The following is a 21,638-nucleotide window of genomic DNA, read 5'->3' on the forward strand; positions in this document are numbered from 1 at the left end:
TCGCTCCACAGAGCGAGCGGGCTTGATGCGGAGAGGGCACCGAACAGCACCGCTTTAGCCGGCCGCTCGTGCCCGATCGGGTACGCAGGTGATGCTCGGCAGGACCCGGATTCAGGTGAGGACGAGTGACGGAGACCACGGGCTCCACCGCAACGCCTGAGAGCGGCAACCCCGAGGGTGCCGACGGCGCTGACGAGACCACGCCGGCCGAAGGCGAGTCGCGCCGCGACCGCAAGCGAGGCCGCTCGGGCGACAAGAAGTCCGGCAAGCGGGCCAAGAAGGGCGTCTTCGCCCGCCTGGCCCTGTTCTACCGCCAGATCATCGCCGAGCTGCGCAAGGTCGTCTGGCCCACCCGCAGCGAGCTGGTCAACTACACGACCGTCGTGGTCGTGTTCGTCGTGGTCGTGATGGCTTTCGTCGCAGCCCTCGACTACGGGTTCTCGAAGCTCAGCCTCTGGGTCTTCGGCTGACCGAGCCGCCCCACCTTTGAAACAGCTTTCCGACCCGGGCCGATTCTTCGGTCCGGGTCGAGCTGTCGGCGCCGGACGTACGAGGCCGCTACCGTTGACTCGGTACTGTTGAAGTCTCCGAGGCATCTCCTGGCGCCCGCGTGAGCGGTAGCGGCGCCGGAGCGGTCCCGGAGCGCGCCACCTTCACCATCTCCAGGAAAGAAGCAGCCACCGTGTCTGAGTCCCCCCTGTACGACGCCGACGAGACCGTCCGCGAGGCGGATGTCGCCGCCGAGCTGGACGCGGCCGAGCTGGCTGACGAAGCCGAGTCCGCCGAGCAGATCGTGGACGCCGCGGACAGCGACGAGGACGAGGCCGAGGCGTACGACGAGGCCGAGGCCGGCGAGCCGGCCGAGGAGGCCGCGCTGCACGTGGAGGCCGACGAGGAGCTCGCCGCCGAGGAGTCCGCGGAGGCTGCCGACGAGGCCGACGAGGCTGCCGACGAGGCCGAGGCCGTCGTCGAGGCCGAGGTCGACCCGGTCGCCAAGTTCCGCGAGGACCTGCGCTTCATGCCCGGCGAGTGGTACGTGATCCACACCTACGCGGGCTACGAGAACCGGGTGAAGCAGAACCTGGAGCAGCGCGCGGTCTCGCTCAACGTCGAGGAGTACATCTTCCAGGCCGAGGTGCCGCAGGAGGAGGTCGTCCAGATCAAGAACGGCGACCGCAAGACCATCCGCCAGAACAAGCTCCCCGGCTACGTCCTGGTGCGCATGGACCTCACCCCGGAGTCCTGGGGCGTCGTGCGCAACACCCCCGGTGTCACCGGCTTCGTCGGCAATGCCTACGACCCGTACCCGCTGACCCTGGACGAGGTCGTCAAGATGCTCGCCCCCGACGTCGAGCGCCAGGCGGCCAAGGAGGCCGGCAAGCCCTCGCCGGTCAAGCCGAGCGAGATCCAGGTGCTCGACTTCGAGGTCGGCGACTCCGTCACCGTCACCGACGGCCCGTTCGCCACCCTGCAGGCGACCATCAACGAGATCAACCCGGACTCGAAGAAGGTCAAGGGCCTGGTCGAGATCTTCGGCCGGGAGACCCCGGTCGAGCTCTCCTTCGACCAGATCCAGAAGAACTAGCACTGAGCTTCGGCTTCGGGGCGGGGCTGCGGCTCCGCCCCGAAGCCGTTTTGGTCCAGCGGCGCATCCGCGTTAGCCTGGTCCGATGTGTGTGCTGGCGGCCGGGTGTCGCCCCGGTTCGGCATGCACCAGCAATCACCTCTCGGAAGGACCCGGAGAGAAATGCCTCCCAAGAAGAAGAAGGTCACGGGGCTTATCAAGCTCCAGATCAACGCCGGTGCGGCCAACCCGGCGCCGCCGGTCGGCCCCGCGCTGGGCCAGCACGGCGTCAACATCATGGAGTTCTGCAAGGCCTACAACGCTGCGACCGAGTCGCAGCGCGGCATGATCGTGCCGGTGGAGATCACGGTCTACGACGACCGTTCCTTCACCTTCATCACGAAGACGCCGCCGGCCGCGCGCCTCATCCTGAAGGCCGCGGGCGTGGAGAAGGGCTCCGCCGAGCCGCACAAGACCAAGGTCGCGAAGCTCACGGCCGCCCAGGTCCGCGAGATCGCCACGGTCAAGCTCCCCGACCTGAACGCCAACGACCTGGACGCCGCGTCCAAGATCATCGCCGGCACCGCCCGGTCGATGGGCATCACGGTCGAGGGCTGATCACCCTTCTCGTCCATGTGGTAGGGCCTGCGCGGCCCGTACATACCACGACTCCATTCCCCACTCAGGAGCAGCAGTGAAGCGCAGCAAGGCTCTGAAGGCCGCGGACGCTCAGGTCGACCGCGACCGCCTTTACGCCCCCCTCGAGGCCATCCGCCTCGCCAAGGCGACCAGCACCAGCAAGTTCGACGGCACCGTCGAGGTCGCCATGCGTCTGGGCGTCGACCCGCGCAAGGCCGACCAGATGGTCCGCAGCACCGTGATCCTCCCGCACGGCACCGGTAAGACCGCTCGGGTCCTGGTCTTCGCGACCGGCGAGCGTGCCGAGGCCGCGCGTGCTGCGGGCGCCGACATCGTCGGTGCCGACGAGCTCATCGACGAGGTCGCCAAGGGCAAGCTGGACTTCGACGCCGTCGTCGCCACCCCGGACCTCATGGGCAAGGTCGGCCGCCTCGGCCGCGTGCTCGGCCCCCGTGGCCTGATGCCGAACCCGAAGACCGGCACCGTCACCCCCGATGTCGCCAAGGCTGTCAACGACATCAAGGGCGGCAAGATCGAGTTCCGCGTCGACAAGCACTCGAACCTGCACTTCATCATCGGTAAGGCTTCCTTCACCGACGAGCAGCTGGTCGAGAACTACGCCGCCGCGCTGGACGAGGTGCTCCGCGCCAAGCCGTCCGCCGCCAAGGGTCGCTACATCAAGAAGACCGCGATCTCCACCACGATCGGCCCCGGCATCCTGGTCGACCCGAACCGCACCCGCAACCTCCTGGTCGAGGAGGACCCGGCCGCCGTCTGAGCCCCGAGCTCACACCGGTAGCCGCGTCCTGGGCGCAGCAGTAGTCCGTACGACGGGCCCGTACCCCCTTCACCGGGGGTGCGGGCCCGTCGTCGTGTCCGGCCCGGGCCGTGCTCCCGGGGCGGTCGTCCTCCGAGCGGTCGTCGTGTCCGGATCGAGACCGGGCCGGGGAGGACGTCTGGTGCGGCTCGTCGTACGCTCAGCCGGTCAGATCATGTGAATTATCGTGTGACCGTCGGAGTGTGCCGTGCCGCCCGCCCTTCGCCCCGCCGTCTGGGGGGCGTCCCTGCTGCTGCTCGCCGGCTGTCTCACCGCCTGCAGCCTGCTGGCCGTCTCGGGGGACCGCACGCCGGCCGGCGCGCCCGCGACCGTCCGGCCGCCCAAGCAGGTGCTGCTCTCGGCCGCGCAGAACCTGGACGACTCCGGTGGCACGCGCGTGCAGGTCACCGAGGAGGGTCCGGCCGGGCGACGCACCGCCTCCGGGGCCGTCTCCTGGGGCGCCCGGGACGCGGTCGAGCTGGCCGTCGCCGACGAGCTGGGCACCGCCCGGCTCGAGGCCCGGGACGGCGCGCTCGACCTCGCGTACGACGGGGCGCCGGCGAAGCGGGCCGAGCGGGCCGACGCCGAGTCGCTGGACCCGCGGGCGCCGGGCGCGGCGTACGCGGGCGGCTGGCTGAGCGGGCTGATCGCCAACCCCGGCGGCCCGGCGCATTCGATGGCCCTGGCCGGGAAGCTCACCTCGCTCGGCGGCGAGCAGCTGGCCGGCACCACGGTGGCGCACTACCAGGGCTCCGCGGCGGTGGCCGACTTCTTCGCCGCCGACCAGGGGCTCTCCGCCGACCGGCTCGCGGTCCTGCTCGCCTACTACCGGCAGCGCGGGGTCACGGCGATCGGCTACGACTTCTGGGTCGCCCCCGGTGACCGGCTGCTCCGGCTCCGCGCCACCGTCCAGGGCAGCACCGCCAAGGTGGTCACCACGACCGACCTCTCCGACCTCGGGCCGGTTGCGGAGACCCCTGCCGCGACGGGCTGAGCCGTTCGGGGGGTGGCCGTTGTCAGGCGGACTTTGACGATCCGTTAGAGTCCGCTGCGTATTACCTGACAATCGGGCCTCATTGGGGGTTTCTTCATGCGTGCTCTGCGCCTCGCTTCCGTCGTCGTCACAGCCGCCGTCCTGGTCGGAGGACTGACGGCCTGCGGCGGTGACGGCAACACGGACACCAAGTCCGCGGAGGGCCCGGCCGCCGGCAAGTCCTCCGGCCTCGACCCGAAGGCCGCGTTGGCCGCCTCGGCCGTGGTGATGCAGAAGGCCGCCAACGGCAACGTCGAGCTGGCCCTGCCCGACAACTCCATGGCCGGTACGGCCCAGTGGAGCAAGAGAACCGATGTCGACGTGGCCGGCAAGGGCAAGGCGTCCACCAAGACGCGGGTGGTCGGCGACGACATCTTCCTCGGTGGCGGCGCCGACGTGACGGCCGCCCTGGGCGGCAAGCACTGGGCCAAGGTCACCCCCCAGGACCCGGGCGTGGGCCCGATGGCCGGGATGTTCCTGACCGTGACCCAGCTGAGCAACCCGGTGCTCCAGCTCACGGTGGCGGCCCAGGTCGGCAAGCCGACCAAGGTCGGGGCCGAGGCCGTCGGCGGGGTCGACACCACGCACTACCGCGCGGTCGAGGACGTCGCCAAGCTGACCGAGGCGATGAGCGCGCTCGGCAACGACCAGCGCACCGCCGTCCAGCAGACCCTCGCCGCGGGCGGCAACACGATGACCGTCGACTTCTGGATCAACGGCGCCCAGGAGCTCGTCCAGCTCAAGGGCTACGGCAACAAGAACGGCGAGCAGCAGGCCGTCACGGTCAAGTACTCGGGCCTGGGCGCCGCGCCCAAGATCGAGGCGCCGGCCTTCGCCGACGTCGGCAAGAGCTCCGACTTCTCCAAGCTCTTCGGCGGCTGAGCCCACGGGGCTCTCCCTCCGGTCCCGGCCCCGAGTCCGGCTCCGACCCCGGCGCGTCGCGGAGCGCGCCGGGTTCACCGGGCCGGGCCAGGGGGGCGCCACCGGCCGGCCGGGCAGTTGGTGGCAAGGTGGCTCGGAACAGGCGCAACAGGGACGGAAGGGGAACGGGCCATGGCGGTGCGGCAGCGGCTGGCGGCGGCGGTGGCCGCCGCGCTGCTGGCAGGCGGGCTGACGGCGTGCGGCGGGAACGGCGGCACGCCGCCGACGCCCTCCGGGACGCCGACGCCGACCAGCGCCTCCCCGAGCGGCCCGGCCAAGCCGACCGACCGGTCGCCGCACGGCGTCCTGCTCTCCGCCCAGCTGGCCATGCAGACCGCGCGCCGGGCCAAGGTCAGCTACCGGCTCGGGCCGGACGCCGGCTCCGGCCCGCTGTTCTGGCTGCCGAAGACCGCCCTCCAGGTCAAACGTTCCACCCCGGCCGAGGCCGAGCAGCTGATCGTCGTGGACACCGTGGCCTACCAGGGCGGTGACGCCGCCACCGCGGCCCGGCTCGGCGGCCGGCACTGGGAGCGGTTCAGCGGCGCGCCGGGCCCGGACGGCCACCGCGAGATCCCGTACGCCGGGCTGATCGACCTGCTCAACCCGGTCGAGGCGCTGGCCGCCGCGACCGCGGACGGGGTGGCGGCGCAGTACGTCGGCGAGGAGAAGGCCGAGGACTCGACGGTCGAGCACTACCGGGTCACCACCAACGCCGAGCGGTACGCGGCCGCGCAGACCCAGCTGACCCAGGCCCGCCGGGACGGCCTGCGCGCCGCGCTCGCCCCCGGCGGATCGGCCTCGCTGACCCTGGACCTCTGGCTGAACGACAAGGACCAGCTGGTGAAGCTCCAGCGCACCGGCACCGGGGAGAGCGGCCGGGCCGACGACTCGGTGCTCTACTCCGAGTTCGCCGGCGCCCTCTCGGCCCAGGCCCCGGCCGAGGCGGACACCGTCGACGCGGGCACCCGCAACGTCTCCCCGCTGGCCCGCTGAGCCGGCCCGCTGACCACTCCCGTCCGGCCCGTCCGTCCCGTCCGCGGGCGGTGGTCCTGGGCGATTTGCCCCGGACGGCGGGGTCCGGCTACTGTTGCCGAAGCCAAAGACCGCTGGTTGTCGCCGTGCCCCCGCAAGGGAGTGGGCGACCGAAGGATCTGCGCTTTCAGCGCAGGCAGCCCGCGCAGGATTGTTTGGAGCTTGGACTTCCGGGTCCCGCGTGTTCGCACGTGGACCTGTCGAGGTCGTACTGAGCCCCGTGCGCCTGCGCACCGGGGCTCATCTGCTTTTCTGCAGGAGCTTTCCTTCCGTCCGGTCGGTCCGAGGCGAGAATGGTCGACTTTTGCGGTCGGCCGGACTTCGACATCACGGAAGGAGGCGTAAGCCTATGGCTAGGCCCGACAAGGCTGCTGCCGTCGCCGAGATCGCGGACAAGTTCCGCGCCTCGAACGCGGCCGTACTGACCGAGTACCGCGGTCTGACGGTGAAGCAGGTCAAGACCCTGCGTCGCTCGCTGGGTGACAACGCCCAGTACGCCGTGGTGAAGAACACGCTGACCAAGATCGCTGCCAACGAGGCCGGGATCACGGAGCTCGACGACCAGTTCAACGGTCCGACGGCTGTCGCCTTCGTCACCGGTGACCCGGTGGAGTCGGCGAAGGCTCTGCGTGACTTCGCCAAGGAGAACCCCGCTCTCGTCATCAAGGGCGGTGTCCTTGACGGCAAGGCGCTGTCCGCCGATGACATCAAGAAGCTCGCGGACCTCGAGTCCCGCGAGGTGCTGCTCGCCAAGCTGGCCGGCGCCCTGAAGGCCAAGCAGTCCCAGGCTGCTGCGCTCTTCCAGGCCCTGCCGTCGAAGCTCGTCCGCACTGTGGACGCGCTGCGCGACAAGGTCGAGCAGGGCGGTGCCGGTACGCCGGCTCCCGCCGCCGAGGACGAGGCCGCCGAGTAATTCGGCAGGCTCACGCCTCGCTGCGGGCCCGTACGCCCGCCAACCCGTACATACGGCACCACCTGCCGAATTAGTGGAAGGACGCCAATCATGGCGAAGCTGACCCAGGACGAGCTGCTCGCGCAGTTCGAGGAGCTCACCCTCATCGAGCTCGCTGCCTTCGTGAAGGCCTTCGAGGAGAAGTTCGACGTCACCGCGGCCGCCCCGGTTGCCGTTGCCGCCGCCGGCGTTGCCGGCCCGGCCGCCGAGGCCGCTGAGGAGCAGGACGAGTTCGACGTCATCCTCGACGGTGCCGGCGACAAGAAGATCCAGGTCATCAAGGAGGTGCGCACCCTGACCTCCCTCGGCCTGAAGGAGGCCAAGGACCTCGTTGACACCGCTGGTGCCAAGGTCCTGGAGAAGGTTGCCAAGGACGTTGCCGAGAAGGCCAAGGCTGCCCTCGAGGCCGCTGGCGCCAAGGTCACCGTCAAGTGACTCCTCCCCGGCCATGACGGCCGGGAGGTGCCTCCACGCCCCTCAGGGGGCTGAGGCTGCCTGAGGCCGGGCCGATCACCCTTGCGGGTGGTCGGCCCGGCCTTTTCGCGTACCCGGCCCCGGGCGGGCCCGGCGGCGGGGATCCACCGGTGTGGCCGAGAGCGCACTCGGCAGTGTCGGTGCGGACGGGTATGGTGATCGCTGTCATCGAGAGTGGCTCTCACCACGGCTTCTGTAACGCCGGGCGGGTTCGCAGCGATAGACGGGTCGAGGTCCGCGCCGGAGGCGGGCCCTTGACGAACCAGGCGCGGCGCGCGATTCTCAAGGCGCGAGTCCGCCCGGTTGGTTTGTTGCTGGATGCATAACCAGCGTCTCCGGCGGGAAGTGACTCCACGTGAGTCGTGGAGGCCCGGGGTGTCCGGGCCAGTGCAGTACCCGGTGGGCGTTCGCGTCCGCCGGCTACCGGGAGGAGTCTCCGATTCGGTTTCCGAATCAGAGCTGGACAGCAGTGTGCCGTTTGGCTACACTGTCCCTTTGCGCTGCCTGTTAGCTGCTCCGTGACTCGTCGCCCGGAGTTTGCGTTGCCCTGAAGGGGTCTGGCACCGCCTCCGCAAAACGGCTCTGACCTCGGGTTTCACCCCCGGCAGAGGCCAGTGGCGAGGAGGTGGGACCAAGCCTTTCCAGGCCCGGCCGGTACGCGCGTAGTGAGCTCCGAGCCCTCGGAAGGACCCCCCTCTTGGCCGCGCCGCGCAACGCCTCGAACAATTCCGCCGCATCCACCGCCCCGCTCCGCGTCTCGTTCGCGAAGATCAAGGAGCCCCTCGAGGTCCCGAACCTCCTGGCCCTGCAGACCGAGAGCTTTGACTGGCTGCTCGGCAACGCGGCCTGGAAGTCCCGGGTCGAGGCGGCCCTGGAGAGTGGTCAGGACGTCCCCACGAAGTCCGGTCTGGAGGAGATCTTCGAAGAGATCTCCCCGATCGAGGACTTCAGTGGGTCGATGTCGCTGACCTTCCGCGACCACCGTTTCGAGCCGCCGAAGAACTCCATTGACGAGTGCAAGGACCGCGACTTCACGTTCGCGGCTCCGCTCTTCGTCACGGCCGAGTTCACCAACAACGAGACCGGTGAGATCAAGTCTCAGACGGTCTTCATGGGCGACTTCCCGCTCATGACCCACAAGGGCACGTTCGTGATCAACGGCACCGAGCGTGTCGTCGTCTCGCAGCTGGTCCGCTCCCCGGGTGTGTACTTCGACTCCACCCTGGACAAGGTGTCCGACAAGGACATCTACTCCTGCAAGGTCATCCCCTCGCGTGGTGCCTGGCTGGAGATGGAGATCGACAAGCGCGACATGGTCGGCGTCCGCATCGACCGCAAGCGCAAGCAGTCCGTCACCGTGCTGCTCAAGGCGCTCGGCTGGACCAACGAGATGATTCTCGAGGAGTTCGGCGAGTACGAGTCGATGCGCGCCACCCTGGAGAAGGACCACACCCAGGGCCAGGACGACGCGCTGCTGGACATCTACCGCAAGCTGCGCCCGGGCGAGCCGCCCACGCGTGAGGCCGCGCAGACGCTGTTGGAGAACCTCTACTTCAACCCGAAGCGCTACGACCTCGCGAAGGTCGGCCGTTACAAGGTCAACCGCAAGCTGGGCAACGCCGAGTCGCTGGACTCCGGCGTGCTCACCGAGCCCGACATCATCGGTGCGATCAAGTACCTGGTGAAGCTGCACGCGGGCGAGACCGAGTGGCGTGACGACGAGGGCCGCGACATCGTGGTCGAGGTCGACGACATCGACCACTTCGGCAACCGTCGTCTGCGCAACGTCGGCGAGCTCATCCAGAACCAGGTCCGTACGGGTCTGGCTCGTATGGAGCGCGTCGTGCGCGAGCGCATGACCACCCAGGACGTCGAGGCGATCACGCCGCAGACCCTGATCAACATCCGGCCGGTCGTCGCCTCCATCAAGGAGTTCTTCGGCACCAGCCAGCTGTCGCAGTTCATGGACCAGACGAACCCGCTGTCGGGCCTGACCCACAAGCGTCGTCTGTCCGCGCTCGGCCCCGGCGGTCTCTCCCGTGAGCGCGCCGGCTTCGAGGTCCGTGACGTGCACCCCTCGCACTACGGCCGCATGTGTCCGATCGAGACCCCCGAAGGCCCGAACATCGGTCTGATCGGGTCGCTGGCCTCGTACGGCCGGGTCAACGCCTTCGGCTTCATCGAGACCCCGTACCGCAAGGTCATCGAGGGTGTCGTCACCGAGCAGGTCGACTACCTCACGGCCGACGAGGAGGACCGCTACGTCATCGCGCAGGCCAACGCCCCGCTGACGGCGGAGCTGACCTTCGCGGAGCCGCGTGTCCTGGTCCGCCGCCGTGGTGGCGAGATCGACTACATCCCCGGCACCGAGATCGACTACATGGACGTCTCGCCGCGCCAGATGGTGTCGGTCGCGACCGCCATGATCCCGTTCCTCGAGCACGACGACGCCAACCGCGCGCTCATGGGCTCGAACATGATGCGCCAGGCGGTGCCGCTGCTGAAGAGCGAGGCTCCGCTGGTCGGTACCGGCATGGAGTACCGCTGCGCCGTCGACGCCGCGGACGTCATCACCGCCGAGAAGGCCGGTGTCGTCCAGGAGGTCTCGGCCGACTACGTCACCGTGGCCAACGACGACGGCACGTACACCACGTACCGCGCCGCCAAGTTCACCCGCTCCAACCAGGGCACCGCCTTCAACCAGAAGGTGCTCGTGGACGAGGGCGCCCGGGTCGAGGCCGGCCAGGTCCTGGCCGACGGTCCCTGCACCGACGAGGGCGAGATGGCCCTCGGCAAGAACCTGCTCGTGGCGTTCATGTCGTGGGAGGGTCACAACTACGAGGACGCGATCATCCTGTCGCAGCGCCTCGTCCAGGACGACGTCCTCTCCTCGATCCACATCGAGGAGCACGAGGTCGACGCCCGTGACACCAAGCTCGGCCCCGAGGAGATCACCCGGGACATCCCGAACGTCTCCGAGGAGGTCCTCGCCGACCTCGACGAGCGCGGCATCATCCGCATCGGCGCCGACGTCGTCACCGGCGACATCCTGGTCGGCAAGGTCACGCCCAAGGGTGAGACCGAGCTGACCCCGGAGGAGCGCCTGCTCCGCGCGATCTTCGGCGAGAAGGCCCGTGAGGTCCGCGACACCTCGCTGAAGGTGCCGCACGGTGAGTCCGGCAAGGTCATCGGCGTCCGCGTCTTCGACCGCGAAGAGGGCGACGAGCTGCCCCCGGGCGTCAACCAGCTGGTCCGCGTCTACGTGGCCCAGAAGCGCAAGATCACCAATGGTGACAAGCTCGCCGGCCGTCACGGCAACAAGGGTGTCATCTCCAAGATCCTGCCGGTCGAGGACATGCCGTTCCTGGAGGACGGCACCCCGGTCGACATCATCCTCAACCCGCTGGGCGTCCCGTCCCGAATGAACCCCGGGCAGGTCCTGGAGATTCACCTCGGGTGGCTCGCCAAGCAGGGCTGGGACGTCTCCGGCCTCGCCGACGAGTGGGCCCAGCGCCTGCAGGCGATCGGCGCCGACACCGTCCAGGGCGGCACCAACCTCGCCACCCCGGTCTTCGACGGCGCCCGCGAGGACGAGATCACCGGCCTGCTGGACAACACCACCCTCACCCGTGACGGTGAGCGCCTGGTGAACTCCACCGGCAAGGCCCGGCTGTTCGACGGCCGCTCCGGCGAGCCGTTCCCGATGCCGGTCTCGGTCGGCTACATGTACATCCTCAAGCTGCACCACCTGGTCGACGACAAGCTGCACGCCCGGTCGACCGGCCCGTACTCGATGATCACCCAGCAGCCGCTCGGTGGTAAGGCGCAGTTCGGTGGTCAGCGCTTCGGTGAGATGGAGGTGTGGGCCCTTGAGGCGTACGGCGCGGCCTACGCGCTGCAGGAGCTGCTCACCATCAAGTCCGACGACGTTCTCGGCCGCGTGAAGGTCTACGAGGCCATCGTCAAGGGCGAGAACATCCCCGAGCCCGGCATTCCCGAGTCCTTCAAGGTCCTCATCAAGGAAATGCAGTCGCTCTGCCTCAACGTGGAGGTGCTGTCCTCGGACGGCCAGTCCATCGAGATGCGGGACTCCGACGAGGACGTGTTCCGCGCCGCCGAGGAGCTCGGCATCGACCTGTCCCGGCGCGAGCCGAGCAGCGTCGAAGAGGTCTGACGGAGGCTGGGCCGGCTCTTAACCACTGAGAGCCGGCCCGCCCCCAGGCCCCCCTCAGACCACACGAACGACTCTCGACTTACGAAAGAGGGCTTGACGACCAGTGCTTGACGTCAACTTCTTCGACGAGCTCCGCATCGGCCTGGCCACCGCCGACGACATCCGCCAGTGGTCGCACGGCGAGGTCAAGAAGCCGGAGACCATCAACTACCGCACCCTGAAGCCCGAAAAGGACGGACTCTTCTGCGAGAAGATCTTCGGTCCGACCCGGGACTGGGAGTGCTACTGCGGCAAGTACAAGCGCGTCCGCTTCAAGGGCATCATCTGTGAGCGCTGCGGCGTCGAGGTGACCCGCGCCAAGGTGCGCCGTGAGCGGATGGGCCACATCGAGCTGGCCGCCCCGGTCACCCACATCTGGTACTTCAAGGGTGTCCCGTCCCGCCTGGGCTACCTGCTCGACCTGGCGCCGAAGGACCTCGAGAAGGTCATCTACTTCGCCGCCTACATGATCACCTGGGTCGACGACGAGCGCCGCCAGCGCGACCTGCCGTCCCTGGAGGCGCACGTCTCGGTCGAGCGCCAGCAGATCGAGAACCGCCGCGACTCCGACCTCGAGGCCCGTGCCAAGAAGGCCGAGACCGACCTGGCCGAGCTGGAGGCCGAGGGCGCCAAGGCCGACGTGCGCCGCAAGGTGCGCGAGGGCGCCGAGCGCGAGATGAAGCAGCTGCGCGACCGTGCGCAGCGCGAGCTCGACCGTCTCGACGAGGTGTGGGCCCGCTTCAAGAACCTCAAGGTCCAGGACCTCGAGGGCGACGAGCTGCTCTACCGCGAGCTGCGCGACCGCTTCGGCACCTACTTCTCCGGCTCGATGGGCGCGGCGGCCCTCAAGGACCGCCTCGAGACCTTCGACCTGGCGGAGGAGTCCGAGCGCCTGCGCGAGATCATCCGCACCGGCAAGGGCCAGAAGAAGACCCGCGCGCTGAAGCGCCTCAAGGTCGTCTCCGCGTTCCTGCAGACCACCAACAAGCCCAACGGCATGGTGCTGGACTGCGTCCCGGTCATCCCGCCGGACCTGCGTCCGATGGTGCAGCTGGACGGTGGCCGCTTCGCGACCTCCGACCTGAACGACCTGTACCGCCGCGTCATCAACCGCAACAACCGCCTGAAGCGGCTTCTCGACCTCGGTGCCCCCGAGATCATCGTGAACAACGAGAAGCGCATGCTCCAGGAGGCCGTCGACGCCCTGTTCGACAACGGTCGTCGCGGCCGCCCGGTCACGGGCCCCGGCAACCGTCCGCTGAAGTCCCTCAGCGACATGCTGAAGGGCAAGCAGGGTCGTTTCCGCCAGAACCTGCTCGGCAAGCGAGTCGACTACTCGGCCCGTTCGGTCATCGTCGTCGGCCCGCAGCTCAAGCTGCACCAGTGTGGTCTGCCGAAGGCCATGGCGCTGGAGCTCTTCAAGCCGTTCGTGATGAAGCGCCTGGTCGACCTGAACCACGCGCAGAACATCAAGTCGGCCAAGCGCATGGTCGAGCGCGCGCGCCCGGTCGTGTGGGACGTCCTCGAAGAGGTCATCGCCGAGCACCCGGTGCTGCTGAACCGTGCACCCACCCTGCACCGCCTCGGCATCCAGGCCTTCGAGCCGCAGCTGGTCGAGGGCAAGGCCATCCAGATCCACCCGCTCGTCTGCACCGCGTTCAACGCGGACTTCGACGGTGACCAGATGGCCGTCCACCTGCCGCTCTCCGCGGAGGCGCAGGCCGAGGCCCGCATCCTGATGCTGTCCTCGAACAACATCCTGAAGCCGGCCGACGGTCGCCCCGTCACCATGCCGACCCAGGACATGGTGCTCGGTCTGTTCTTCCTCACCTCGGACCGCGAGGAGGTGAAGGGCGGTGGCCGTTCCTTCTCCTCCACCGCCGAGGCCGTCATGGCGTTCGACGCCAAGGAGCTGGACGTCCAGGCAGTCATCGACGTCCGCCTGCCGATCGGCACCGTCCCGCCCCGTGGCTGGACCCCGCCGGTCGACGAGGATGGTCAGTCGAGCTGGTTCGAGGGCGAGTCCTTCCGCCTGAAGACCACCCTGGGCCGCGCGCTCTTCAACGAGCTGCTGCCCGAGGACTACCCGTTCGTCGACTACGAGGTGGGCAAGAAGCAGCTCTCCGCGATCGTCAACGACCTGGCGGAGCGCTACCCCAAGGTCGTCGTCGCGGCGACCCTGGACAACCTGAAGGCGGCCGGCTTCCACTGGGCCACCCGCTCGGGTGTCACCGTCTCGATCTCCGACGTCGTCGTCCCGCCGACCAAGCCCCAGATCCTCGAGGGCTACGAGGCGAAGGCGGAGAAGGTCCAGCGTCAGTACGAGCGCGGCCTGATCACCAACGACGAGCGCAAGCAGGAGCTCATCGGCATCTGGACCCAGGCGACCAACGAGGTCGCCGAGGCCATGAACGCGAACTTCCCGAAGACGAACCCCATCTTCATGATGGTCGACTCGGGTGCTCGTGGAAACATGATGCAGATGCGCCAGATCGCCGGTATGCGTGGTCTGGTGTCCAACGCCAAGAACGAGACGATTCCCCGTCCCATCAAGGCGTCGTTCCGTGAGGGCCTCACCGTTCTCGAGTACTTCATCTCGACCCACGGTGCCCGTAAGGGTCTGGCCGACACCGCCCTGCGTACCGCCGACTCGGGCTACCTCACCCGTCGTCTGGTCGACGTCTCGCAGGACGTCATCATCCGCGAGGAGGACTGCGGCACCGAGCGCGGCCTGAAGCTGGCGATCGGCACGGTCGAGAACGGCGTCCTGCGCAAGACGGACGACGTCGAGACCAGCGTCTACGCCCGCATGCTCGCCGAGGACATCACGGTGGACGGCAAGCTCCTTGCCACCGCCAACACCGACCTCGGTGACGTGCTGATCGACGAGCTGATCCGCCACGGCATCGGCGAGGTCAAGACCCGCTCGATCCTGACCTGTGAGTCGGCCGTCGGCACCTGCGCCATGTGTTACGGGCGCTCGCTGGCCACCGGCAAGCTGGTCGACATCGGTGAGGCGGTCGGCATCATCGCCGCCCAGTCCATCGGTGAGCCCGGTACCCAGCTGACCATGCGTACCTTCCACACCGGTGGTGTGGCCGGTGACGACATCACCCAGGGTCTGCCGCGTGTCGTCGAGCTCTTCGAGGCCCGTACCCCCAAGGGTGTGGCCCCGATCTCGGAGGCGCAGGGCCGGGTCCGCATCGAGGACACCGAGAAGACCCGCAAGCTGGTCGTCACGCCGGACGACGGCACCGACGAGATCGCCTACCCGGTCTCGAAGCGTGTGAAGCTGCTCGTCAGCGAGGGCGAGGCGGTCGAGGTCGGCCAGAAGCTGACCATGGGTGCCACCAACCCGCACGACGTGCTGCGGATCATGGGCCAGCGTGCCGTCCAGATCCACCTGGTCGCCGAGGTCCAGAAGGTCTACAACTCGCAGGGTGTGTCGATCCACGACAAGCACATCGAGATCATCATCCGGCAGATGCTCCGCCGCGTGACGATCATCGAGTCGGGCGACGCCGAGCTGCTCCCGGGCGAGCTCGTCGAGCGCGGCCGCTTCGAGCAGGAGAACCGTCGTGTGGTCTCCGAGGGCGGTCACCCCGCCTCCGGCCGTCCGCAGCTGATGGGTATCACCAAGGCCTCGCTGGCCACCGAGTCCTGGCTGTCGGCCGCCTCCTTCCAGGAGACGACCCGGGTCCTCACCGACGCGGCGATCCACGCCAAGTCGGACCCGCTGCTGGGCCTCAAGGAGAACGTCATCCTCGGTAAGCTCATCCCGGCCGGTACGGGTCTGCCCCGCTACCGCAACATCCGGGTCGAGCCGACCGAGGAGGCCAAGGCCGCCATGTACTCGGCCGTCGGCTACGACGACTACGACCTGTCGCCCTTCGGGGCCGGCTCCGGCCAGGCCGTCCCGCTGGACGACTACGACTACGGCCCGTACACCGGCTGAGTTCACGGTCACCTACCGCCGGGCGGTCACCCCTCACGGGGTGGCCGCCCGGCGGCGTTTCCGGGCCGGCGCCGCCGTGGATCCGGGTCGAAGCGAAGCCGATTAGGTTTCCCGGGCGAGGTCGCGTAGAGTCGTGTTTACCGACGCGGGGTGGAGCAGCTCGGTAGCTCGCTGGGCTCATAACCCAGAGGTCGCAGGTTCAAATCCTGTCCCCGCTACAAATCGAAGGGCCCGGAGGCATTCAGCCTCCGGGCCCTTCGGCGTTCCCGGGATCCTCGCGTGCCCCGGGCCGTCGCGTTCCCCGGCTCCCTCGTGCGGGGGAGGCCGGGAAACCGCCCGGGTGGGCGAGGCGGAGCCCGGGGGTGGTGGGGCAGGCTCTTCGGCGTCGGAGGAACAACGTCGGAGGGGAGCCGGAAATGAAGCGGGTGCTGGGGGCGGCGGCGATCACCGGGGCGGTACTGCTCGGGATGTCGGGGTGCTTCGCCTGGGACGACGAGCAGCGCCGGGACGTCGCCTACGGGGTGACCGGGCCGGTGCGGGAGCTGGTGATCGCCGGACACACCGGCGGGGTCACCGTGCGAGGCGGCGGGGACGCGGTGAAGGTGTCCGAGCACCAGAGCTACCACGGCGAGGCCCCGCGGAGCAGTCACGAGCTGAAGGACGGCACGCTGACGCTGACGTACGACTGCGAGGAGTGCGGGATCGGCTACGAGGTGGACGTTCCGGCCGGGACCAAGGTGCGGGTGACCGCCGAGACCGGCGGGGTGAAGCTGGCCGGGCTGGCGGGCGAGGTGGAGGCCACGGTCGACACCGGCGGGGTGGAGGCGAGCGGGCTGACCTCGCCGACGGCGCTGCTGCGGACCGGGACGGGCGGCATCGAGGCGTCCTTCGCCGGGGCGCCGGCCAAGGTGGAGGCGCGGGCGGGAACCGGCGGGGTGCGCGTGAAGGTGCCGGCCGGAGAGGCCTACGCGGTGGACGCGAGCGCGGGTACCGGCGGGGTCGACGTGGAGGTGCCCCGGCAGCCGGGGGCGCGGCACAGCATCCTGGCGCGGACGGAGACCGGGGGCGTGACGGTCGCCCATGGCTGAGCGCCGCGCGCCGGTGGTCCTCCCGGTGGGGCATGATCGTCTCCGCGGGGACGGCCTCCCCGCACCCGGGGGAGGAGCGGTGATGGGGCTGATCGCGCGCTGGCGGAGCCGGATGGCCGGGGTGAACCCGTACGTGCTGGACGTGCCGCTGGCACTGCTCTCCCTCGGGGTGTCGGTCTGGTCGGTCTACAACGACGACGTCGCCTGGCCCTGGTGGATCTACCTGATGACGCTCGGCACGGCCCTGCCGCTGCCGTGGCGCCGGCGGGCGCCGCTGCTGGTGGCCGCGCTCAGCGGGCTGGCGTCCGTCCCGGTGTCGGTGGTCGCCCATTCGGTGATGCCGCAGATCCCGGTGTACGCGGTGCTCACCATCTACACGGTGGCGGACCGGGCCCGGGACTGGCAGCGAGGGCTGCTGCTGGCGGTCCTGGTCGTCTCCAACATCCTGGGCACCCACTCGGTGAACGGGGCGTTCTTCAGCCTGCTGCTGACCGTCGGCACCTTCGTCTTCGGCTCGCTGGTGCGCGAGCTGCGCCGGCTCGCGCTGGTGGAGGCGGAGCGGGCGCGGGAGGCCGGGCAGCGGGCGGCCAGTGACGCGGCGCGGGCGGTGGCGGAGGAGCGGGCCCGGATAGCCCGGGAGATGCACGACATCCTGGCGCACGCCGTCTCGCTGATGGTGATCCAGGCGGAGGCGGGGCCGCTGGTGGTGCACAGCAGTCCGGAGCGGGCGATCAAGGCATTCGACACCATCGCCGACTCGGGGCGTGACGCGATGGTGCAGCTGCGGCGGGTGCTCGGCGTGCTGAAGGAGGAGGGTGCGGCGCCGGAGCTGGCGCCGCAGCCGCGCCTGGCCGAGCTGGCCGCGCTGGCCGAGCGGGTGCGCGGGGCCGGCCTGCGGGTGGAGCTGGAGCTGGGCGCGTCCGACCGGCCGCTCCCGGCCGACGTGGAGGCAGCCGCCTACCGGATCGTCCAGGAGGCGCTGACCAACACGGTGAAGCACTCCGGTGCCGCCGCGGCCTCGGTCCGGGTGGTCCGGGCGGGGGAGGAGCTGGAGGTCGTGGTGTCCGACGACGGGCACGGGGTGCGGCCGCGCGCCGACCGTACGGTGAGCGACCGGTCCGGCGGACGGGGGCTGGTCGGCATCCGGGAGCGGGCGGCGGCCTGCGGCGGGCACGCCGAGGCCGGGCCCGGGCCGGAGGGCAGGGGTTTCCTGGTGAGCGCCCGGCTGCCGTTGGGTGCAGCGGGCCTGGCGGAGAGGGTGGGCGGATGACGCCGATACGGGTGGTCGTCGCGGACGACCAGGAGCTGGTGCGGGCCGGGTTCGGGATGATCCTGGACGCGCAGCCGGACATCGAGGTGGTCGCGGAGGCCTGCGACGGCGTGGAGGCGATCGCGGCGGTGCGCGAGCACGGCCCGGACGTGCTGCTGCTGGACGTCCGGATGCCGGTGATGGACGGCCTGGAGGCGGCCCGCCGGGTCTGCGCGGAGTACCCGGCCACCAAGGTGATCATGCTGACCACCTTCGACATCGACGACTACGTCTTCGACGCGCTGTACGCGGGGGCCAGCGGGTTCCTGCTGAAGGACGTCCGGCGGGACGACCTGGCGCACGGGGTGCGGATGGTGGCCTCCGGCGAGGCGCTGCTGGCGCCGTCGGTGACGAAGCGGCTGATCGGGGAGTTCGCCGCCCGCCGGCCGGGCGGGGCGACGCAGTCCGCGCAGGGCGTGCGGGCGCCGTCCCGGCTGCTGGAGCAGCTGACCGTGCGCGAGCAGGAGACGTTGCGGCTGCTGGCGCGCGGGCTCTCCAACGCGGAGATCGCGGCCGAGCTGGTGGTGAGCGAGCACACGGTGAAGACCCACGTCAGCAATGTGCTGAGCAAGCTGGGGCTGCGGGACCGGGTGCACGCGGTGGTGTTCGCGTACGAGGCGGGGGCGGTCGTCGCGGGGGAGGGCTGACACCCGGGCCCCCGGAGGCTCCTGCGGGGGCCCGTCCGGGCTCTTTAGGGGCCGTCCGGGGCCTTCTGCGGGGGACTTCCTGTGGGGACTCCTGTGGGGCCTCCCCCGCGCGGGGGAGGCGGCGGGTTCGCCGGTGCGGGCGATCCGCGACGAGAGGTCCGGCGGACAGCATCTGGGGTGTCGGAAACGCACTCGCAGACCGGGGAGCCCCCATGACCACCACCAAGCCCGACCGCCTCACCCCGTACGCCGTCGTCGGCGGGCCCGCCCTGATGGCGCTCTACGGCGGAATCCGGCTGCTGGACGGCTCCCGGGATCCGGGCCCCGGCTGGCTGGTCGGCCACAGCCTGATGCTGGTGGGGCTGCTGCTGTTCGGCCCGGTGCTCGCCGCCCTGCGCAGGCTGCTCGCACCGCGCACCACGGCGGGCCGGCTCGCCGCCGGCGCAGCCACGGGGGCGGCCTTCGCGGGCCTGGCGGCCTCGGTGGTGCAGATCGCCATCGACCTGTACGTCGGGGCGGTGGCCGTCGACAAGGCGGACCAGCACCGGTTGTTCGACAGCATCCAGAGCCGGCCCGGGGTGCTGCCGGCCTTCTACTCGGTGGGCCCGCTGCTGTTCTACATCGGCCTGCTGGCGCTGCTGGTCGCGGCCTCGGTGGGCCGGGCGCGCACGCTGCGCTGGTGGAGCCCGGTGCTGATGCTGGCCGGTACCGCGATGACGGCGGCCGACCTGGCGATGATCCCGGTGGCCGGCGCGCTCTACCTGGCGGCGCTGGCCCCGCTGGCCGGCTTCGGCGGGGCGCGGCAGCCGGCCGTCGCCTGACGGGCCGGGGCGGCGTGGGCGGGGCGCCGACGGCCCCTGCCCCGGGCGGCCCCGTGTCCGGTCGCGGCGGCCGGGTCGGTACACGGCGGGGGTCGACGCGGCGCACCGGATTTTCGGTGGCGGCCAGGGAGCGCCGGCCCGTACCGTCCGGGGCATGAACGCCAAGCGCCCTCTGATCGCCGTGCTGACCGGTGCCGGTATCTCCACCGACTCGGGCATCCCCGACTACCGGGGCCCGAACGGCCTCTGGCAGCGTGACCCGAAGGCCCAGGAGATGGTCACCATCGGCCCGTACCTGGCCGATCCGGAGGTCCGCCGCCGCGCCTGGCTGATGCGCCGGGACGCGGGCGCGCTCGCCGCCGAGCCCAACGCCGGCCACCGGGCGCTGGTCGGGCTGGAGCGCAGCGGCCTGCCGGTGCGGGTGCTCACCCAGAACGTCGACGGCCTGCACCAGCGGGCCGGCCTGCCCGCCCGCAAGGTGCTCGAACTGCACGGCACCGCCCGGGAGGTGCAGTGCGTGGACTGCCGGGCGGCCGGCCCGATGGAGGAGGTCCTGGAGAGGGTGGCGGCCGGCGAGCCGGACCCGCCCTGCCGGGAGTGCGGCGGCGTGCTCAAGCCGCGCACGGTGATGTTCGGCGAGAGCCTCGACCCGGTGGTGCTCCAGCAGGCCGACGCCATCGCCAAGGCCTGCGACCTCTTCGTCGCCGTCGGCACCAGCCTCCAGGTCTACCCGGTGGCGGCGCTCCCGCAGATCGCCCGGGAGTCCGGGGCCCGGCTGGTCGTCGTGAACGGCGAGCCCACGCCGTTCGACGAGGTCGCCGACGAGGTGATCCGCGAGCCGATCTCGACCGCGCTCCCGGCGCTGGTGGCGAAGCTGGTGGCCGGACACCCTTAATCCTGCGAGGCCGCGTGCATACGATGATCACCCCGGCTACCCCCTCACGGCCTGGAGTGATCGATGACGACGACGGCGAAGTTCGACCCCTGGTCGGCGGCGTTCGTGGCCCACCCGTACGACGCGTACGCCGAGCTGCGCGAGCACGCGCCGGTGACGTACCACGAGCCGACCGGCCAGTGGCTGGTCTCGCGGTACGAGGACGTCAGCGCGCTGCTGCGGGACCGGCGGCTCGGGCGGACGTACACCCACCGGTTCACCCACGAGGAGTTCGGGCGGCCCGCGCCCGACCCGGCGCACGAGCCGTTCCACACGCTCAACGACAACGGGCTGCTCGACCTGGAGGCGCCGGACCACACCCGGATCCGGCGGCTGGTCTCCAAGGCGTTCACCCCGCGCATGGTCGAGGGGCTGCGGCCGACCGTGCAGCGGCTCGCCGACGAGCTGGTCGACGGGCTGCTCGCGGCCGGCGGCGGCGACCTGATCGCCGCCGTCGCCGAACCGCTGCCCGTCGCCGTGATCGCCGAGATGCTCGGCGTCCCCGAGCCGGACCGGCACCTGCTGCGGCCGTGGTCCGCCGACATCACCGGCATGTTCGAGCTCAACCCGACCGAGGAGGCAGCCCGTCGGGCCGTCACCGCGAGCACCGAGTTCTCCGACTACCTGCGCGCGCTCATCCGCGAGCGCCGGGCCGACCCGGCCGGCGACCTGATCAGCGCCCTGATCCAGGCCCAGGAGGGCTCGGACGCGCTCAGCGAGCAGGAGATGGTCTCCACCTGCGTGCTGCTGCTCAACGCCGGCCACGAGGCGACGGTCAACACCACCGGCAACGGCTGGTGGGCGCTGTTCCGCAACCCGGACGAACTGGCCCGGCTGCGGGGCTCGGTGGACGAACTGCTGCCCACCGCCGTCGAGGAGCTGATGCGCTGGGACACCCCGCTGCAGATGTTCGAGCGGTGGGTGCTGGAGGACGTCGAGGTGCGCGGTGTCACCGTCCCGCGCGGCTCCGAGATCGCGCTGCTCTTCGGCGCCGCCAACCGCGACCCGGCCCGTTTCGCCGAGCCGGACCGGCTCGACCTCGGCCGCACCGACAATCCGCACATCACCTTCGGCGCCGGAATTCACTTCTGCCTCGGTGCCCCCCTTGCCAGACTGGAGCTCACCGAGTCGTACGGCGCGCTGCTGCGCCGGGCGCCGGGCCTGCGGCTGGTCCGCGAGCCCGAGTGGCGCCCGGGCTATGTGATCCGGGGGCTGAAAGAGTTGCTGGTCGAGGCATAG

The 21,638-nt window shown here is 70.4% G+C and carries 17 protein-coding genes and 1 tRNA gene; all 18 read left to right on the plus strand.

The features are described 5' to 3' along the window. The first annotated feature begins 125 nt into the window (after nt 1–125). The 18 genes from secE to OG286_RS23545 all read left to right on the plus strand — a co-directional run bounded on the left by secE (nt 126) and on the right by OG286_RS23545 (nt 21,638). Nucleotides 126–470, plus strand: coding sequence for a preprotein translocase subunit SecE (gene secE, locus OG286_RS23460; protein ID WP_396321497.1), 345 nt, complete (start codon nt 126–128; stop codon nt 468–470). A 212-nt stretch (nt 471–682) separates the two neighbouring features. Beyond that, nucleotides 683–1,585, plus strand: coding sequence for a transcription termination/antitermination protein NusG (gene nusG, locus OG286_RS23465; RefSeq protein WP_396321496.1), 903 nt, complete (start codon nt 683–685; stop codon nt 1,583–1,585). 162 nt (nt 1,586–1,747) lie between these two features. After that, nucleotides 1,748–2,182 carry a 50S ribosomal protein L11 gene (rplK, locus tag OG286_RS23470; RefSeq protein ID WP_376155943.1) on the plus strand — a complete coding sequence of 145 codons (435 nt, stop codon included), beginning with the start codon at nt 1,748–1,750 and terminating at the stop codon, nt 2,180–2,182. Between the two features lie 76 nt (nt 2,183–2,258). After that, complete coding sequence (rplA, locus tag OG286_RS23475; protein ID WP_396321495.1) at nt 2,259–2,981, plus strand: 50S ribosomal protein L1; 723 nt, start codon at nt 2,259–2,261, stop codon at nt 2,979–2,981. A 247-nt stretch (nt 2,982–3,228) separates the two neighbouring features. Next, entirely contained in the window at nt 3,229–4,014 is a 786-nt protein-coding gene (locus OG286_RS23480; protein WP_396321494.1) for a hypothetical protein, read from the plus strand. A 96-nt stretch (nt 4,015–4,110) separates the two neighbouring features. Beyond that, nucleotides 4,111–4,935, plus strand: coding sequence for a hypothetical protein (locus OG286_RS23485; RefSeq protein ID WP_396321493.1), 825 nt, complete (start codon nt 4,111–4,113; stop codon nt 4,933–4,935). A 171-nt stretch (nt 4,936–5,106) separates the two neighbouring features. Then, a complete protein-coding gene (locus OG286_RS23490; RefSeq protein WP_396321492.1) occupies nt 5,107–5,967 on the plus strand; it encodes a hypothetical protein in 861 nt (286 codons plus the stop codon). A 388-nt stretch (nt 5,968–6,355) separates the two neighbouring features. Next, on the plus strand, nt 6,356–6,919 hold the full coding sequence (rplJ, locus tag OG286_RS23495; RefSeq protein WP_148644361.1) for a 50S ribosomal protein L10: 564 nt from the start codon (nt 6,356–6,358) through the stop codon (nt 6,917–6,919). A 90-nt stretch (nt 6,920–7,009) separates the two neighbouring features. Continuing rightward, nucleotides 7,010–7,393 (plus strand): 50S ribosomal protein L7/L12, encoded by a 384-nt coding sequence (gene rplL, locus OG286_RS23500; RefSeq protein ID WP_380608299.1) that lies wholly within the window; start codon nt 7,010–7,012, stop codon nt 7,391–7,393. Nucleotides 7,394–8,129: 736 nt separating this feature from the next. Further along, entirely contained in the window at nt 8,130–11,606 is a 3,477-nt protein-coding gene (rpoB, locus tag OG286_RS23505) for a DNA-directed RNA polymerase subunit beta (RefSeq protein ID WP_396321491.1), read from the plus strand. Nucleotides 11,607–11,709: 103 nt separating this feature from the next. Next, nucleotides 11,710–15,600, plus strand: a complete 3,891-nt coding sequence (locus OG286_RS23510) for a DNA-directed RNA polymerase subunit beta' (RefSeq protein WP_396321490.1) — start codon at nt 11,710–11,712, stop codon at nt 15,598–15,600. A gap of 144 nt (nt 15,601–15,744) precedes the next feature. After that, a tRNA-Met gene (locus tag OG286_RS23515) sits at nt 15,745–15,818 on the plus strand. A 198-nt stretch (nt 15,819–16,016) separates the two neighbouring features. Further along, a complete protein-coding gene (locus OG286_RS23520; RefSeq protein ID WP_405360171.1) occupies nt 16,017–16,688 on the plus strand; it encodes a hypothetical protein in 672 nt (223 codons plus the stop codon). Nucleotides 16,689–16,770: 82 nt separating this feature from the next. After that, the gene (locus OG286_RS23525; RefSeq protein WP_396321488.1) at nt 16,771–17,958 is read left to right on the plus strand and encodes a sensor histidine kinase; all 1,188 of its coding nucleotides are present in this window, start codon (nt 16,771–16,773) and stop codon (nt 17,956–17,958) included. Further along, the gene (locus OG286_RS23530) at nt 17,955–18,644 is read left to right on the plus strand and encodes a response regulator (RefSeq protein ID WP_396321487.1); all 690 of its coding nucleotides are present in this window, start codon (nt 17,955–17,957) and stop codon (nt 18,642–18,644) included. The genes OG286_RS23525 and OG286_RS23530 overlap by 4 nt, the downstream gene beginning before the upstream one ends. A 212-nt stretch (nt 18,645–18,856) precedes the next feature. Beyond that, nucleotides 18,857–19,465, plus strand: coding sequence for a hypothetical protein (locus tag OG286_RS23535; protein WP_405360168.1), 609 nt, complete (start codon nt 18,857–18,859; stop codon nt 19,463–19,465). 154 nt (nt 19,466–19,619) lie between these two features. Beyond that, entirely contained in the window at nt 19,620–20,360 is a 741-nt protein-coding gene (locus OG286_RS23540; protein ID WP_396321485.1) for an SIR2 family NAD-dependent protein deacylase, read from the plus strand. 63 nt (nt 20,361–20,423) lie between these two features. Next, the gene (locus OG286_RS23545; protein ID WP_396321484.1) at nt 20,424–21,638 is read left to right on the plus strand and encodes a cytochrome P450; all 1,215 of its coding nucleotides are present in this window, start codon (nt 20,424–20,426) and stop codon (nt 21,636–21,638) included.

Origin of the sequence: Kitasatospora sp. NBC_00039, assembly GCF_045160625.1 — a bacterium.
In the GTDB taxonomy this organism is placed as follows: domain Bacteria; phylum Actinomycetota; class Actinomycetes; order Streptomycetales; family Streptomycetaceae; genus Kitasatospora.

Coding starts and splice junctions, on each gene's coding strand:
- OG286_RS23490 (WP_396321492.1), top strand. CDS start 5,107: ATGGCGGTGCGGCAGCGGCTGGCGGCGGCGGTGGCCGCCGCGCTGCTG.
- rplK (WP_376155943.1), top strand. CDS start 1,748: ATGCCTCCCAAGAAGAAGAAGGTCACGGGGCTTATCAAGCTCCAGATC.
- rplJ (WP_148644361.1), top strand. CDS start 6,356: ATGGCTAGGCCCGACAAGGCTGCTGCCGTCGCCGAGATCGCGGACAAG.
- OG286_RS23530 (WP_396321487.1), top strand. CDS start 17,955: ATGACGCCGATACGGGTGGTCGTCGCGGACGACCAGGAGCTGGTGCGG.
- OG286_RS23520 (WP_405360171.1), top strand. CDS start 16,017: ATGAAGCGGGTGCTGGGGGCGGCGGCGATCACCGGGGCGGTACTGCTC.
- OG286_RS23525 (WP_396321488.1), top strand. CDS start 16,771: ATGGGGCTGATCGCGCGCTGGCGGAGCCGGATGGCCGGGGTGAACCCG.
- OG286_RS23545 (WP_396321484.1), top strand. CDS start 20,424: ATGACGACGACGGCGAAGTTCGACCCCTGGTCGGCGGCGTTCGTGGCC.
- OG286_RS23540 (WP_396321485.1), top strand. CDS start 19,620: ATGAACGCCAAGCGCCCTCTGATCGCCGTGCTGACCGGTGCCGGTATC.
- OG286_RS23535 (WP_405360168.1), top strand. CDS start 18,857: ATGACCACCACCAAGCCCGACCGCCTCACCCCGTACGCCGTCGTCGGC.
- rplL (WP_380608299.1), top strand. CDS start 7,010: ATGGCGAAGCTGACCCAGGACGAGCTGCTCGCGCAGTTCGAGGAGCTC.
- OG286_RS23485 (WP_396321493.1), top strand. CDS start 4,111: ATGCGTGCTCTGCGCCTCGCTTCCGTCGTCGTCACAGCCGCCGTCCTG.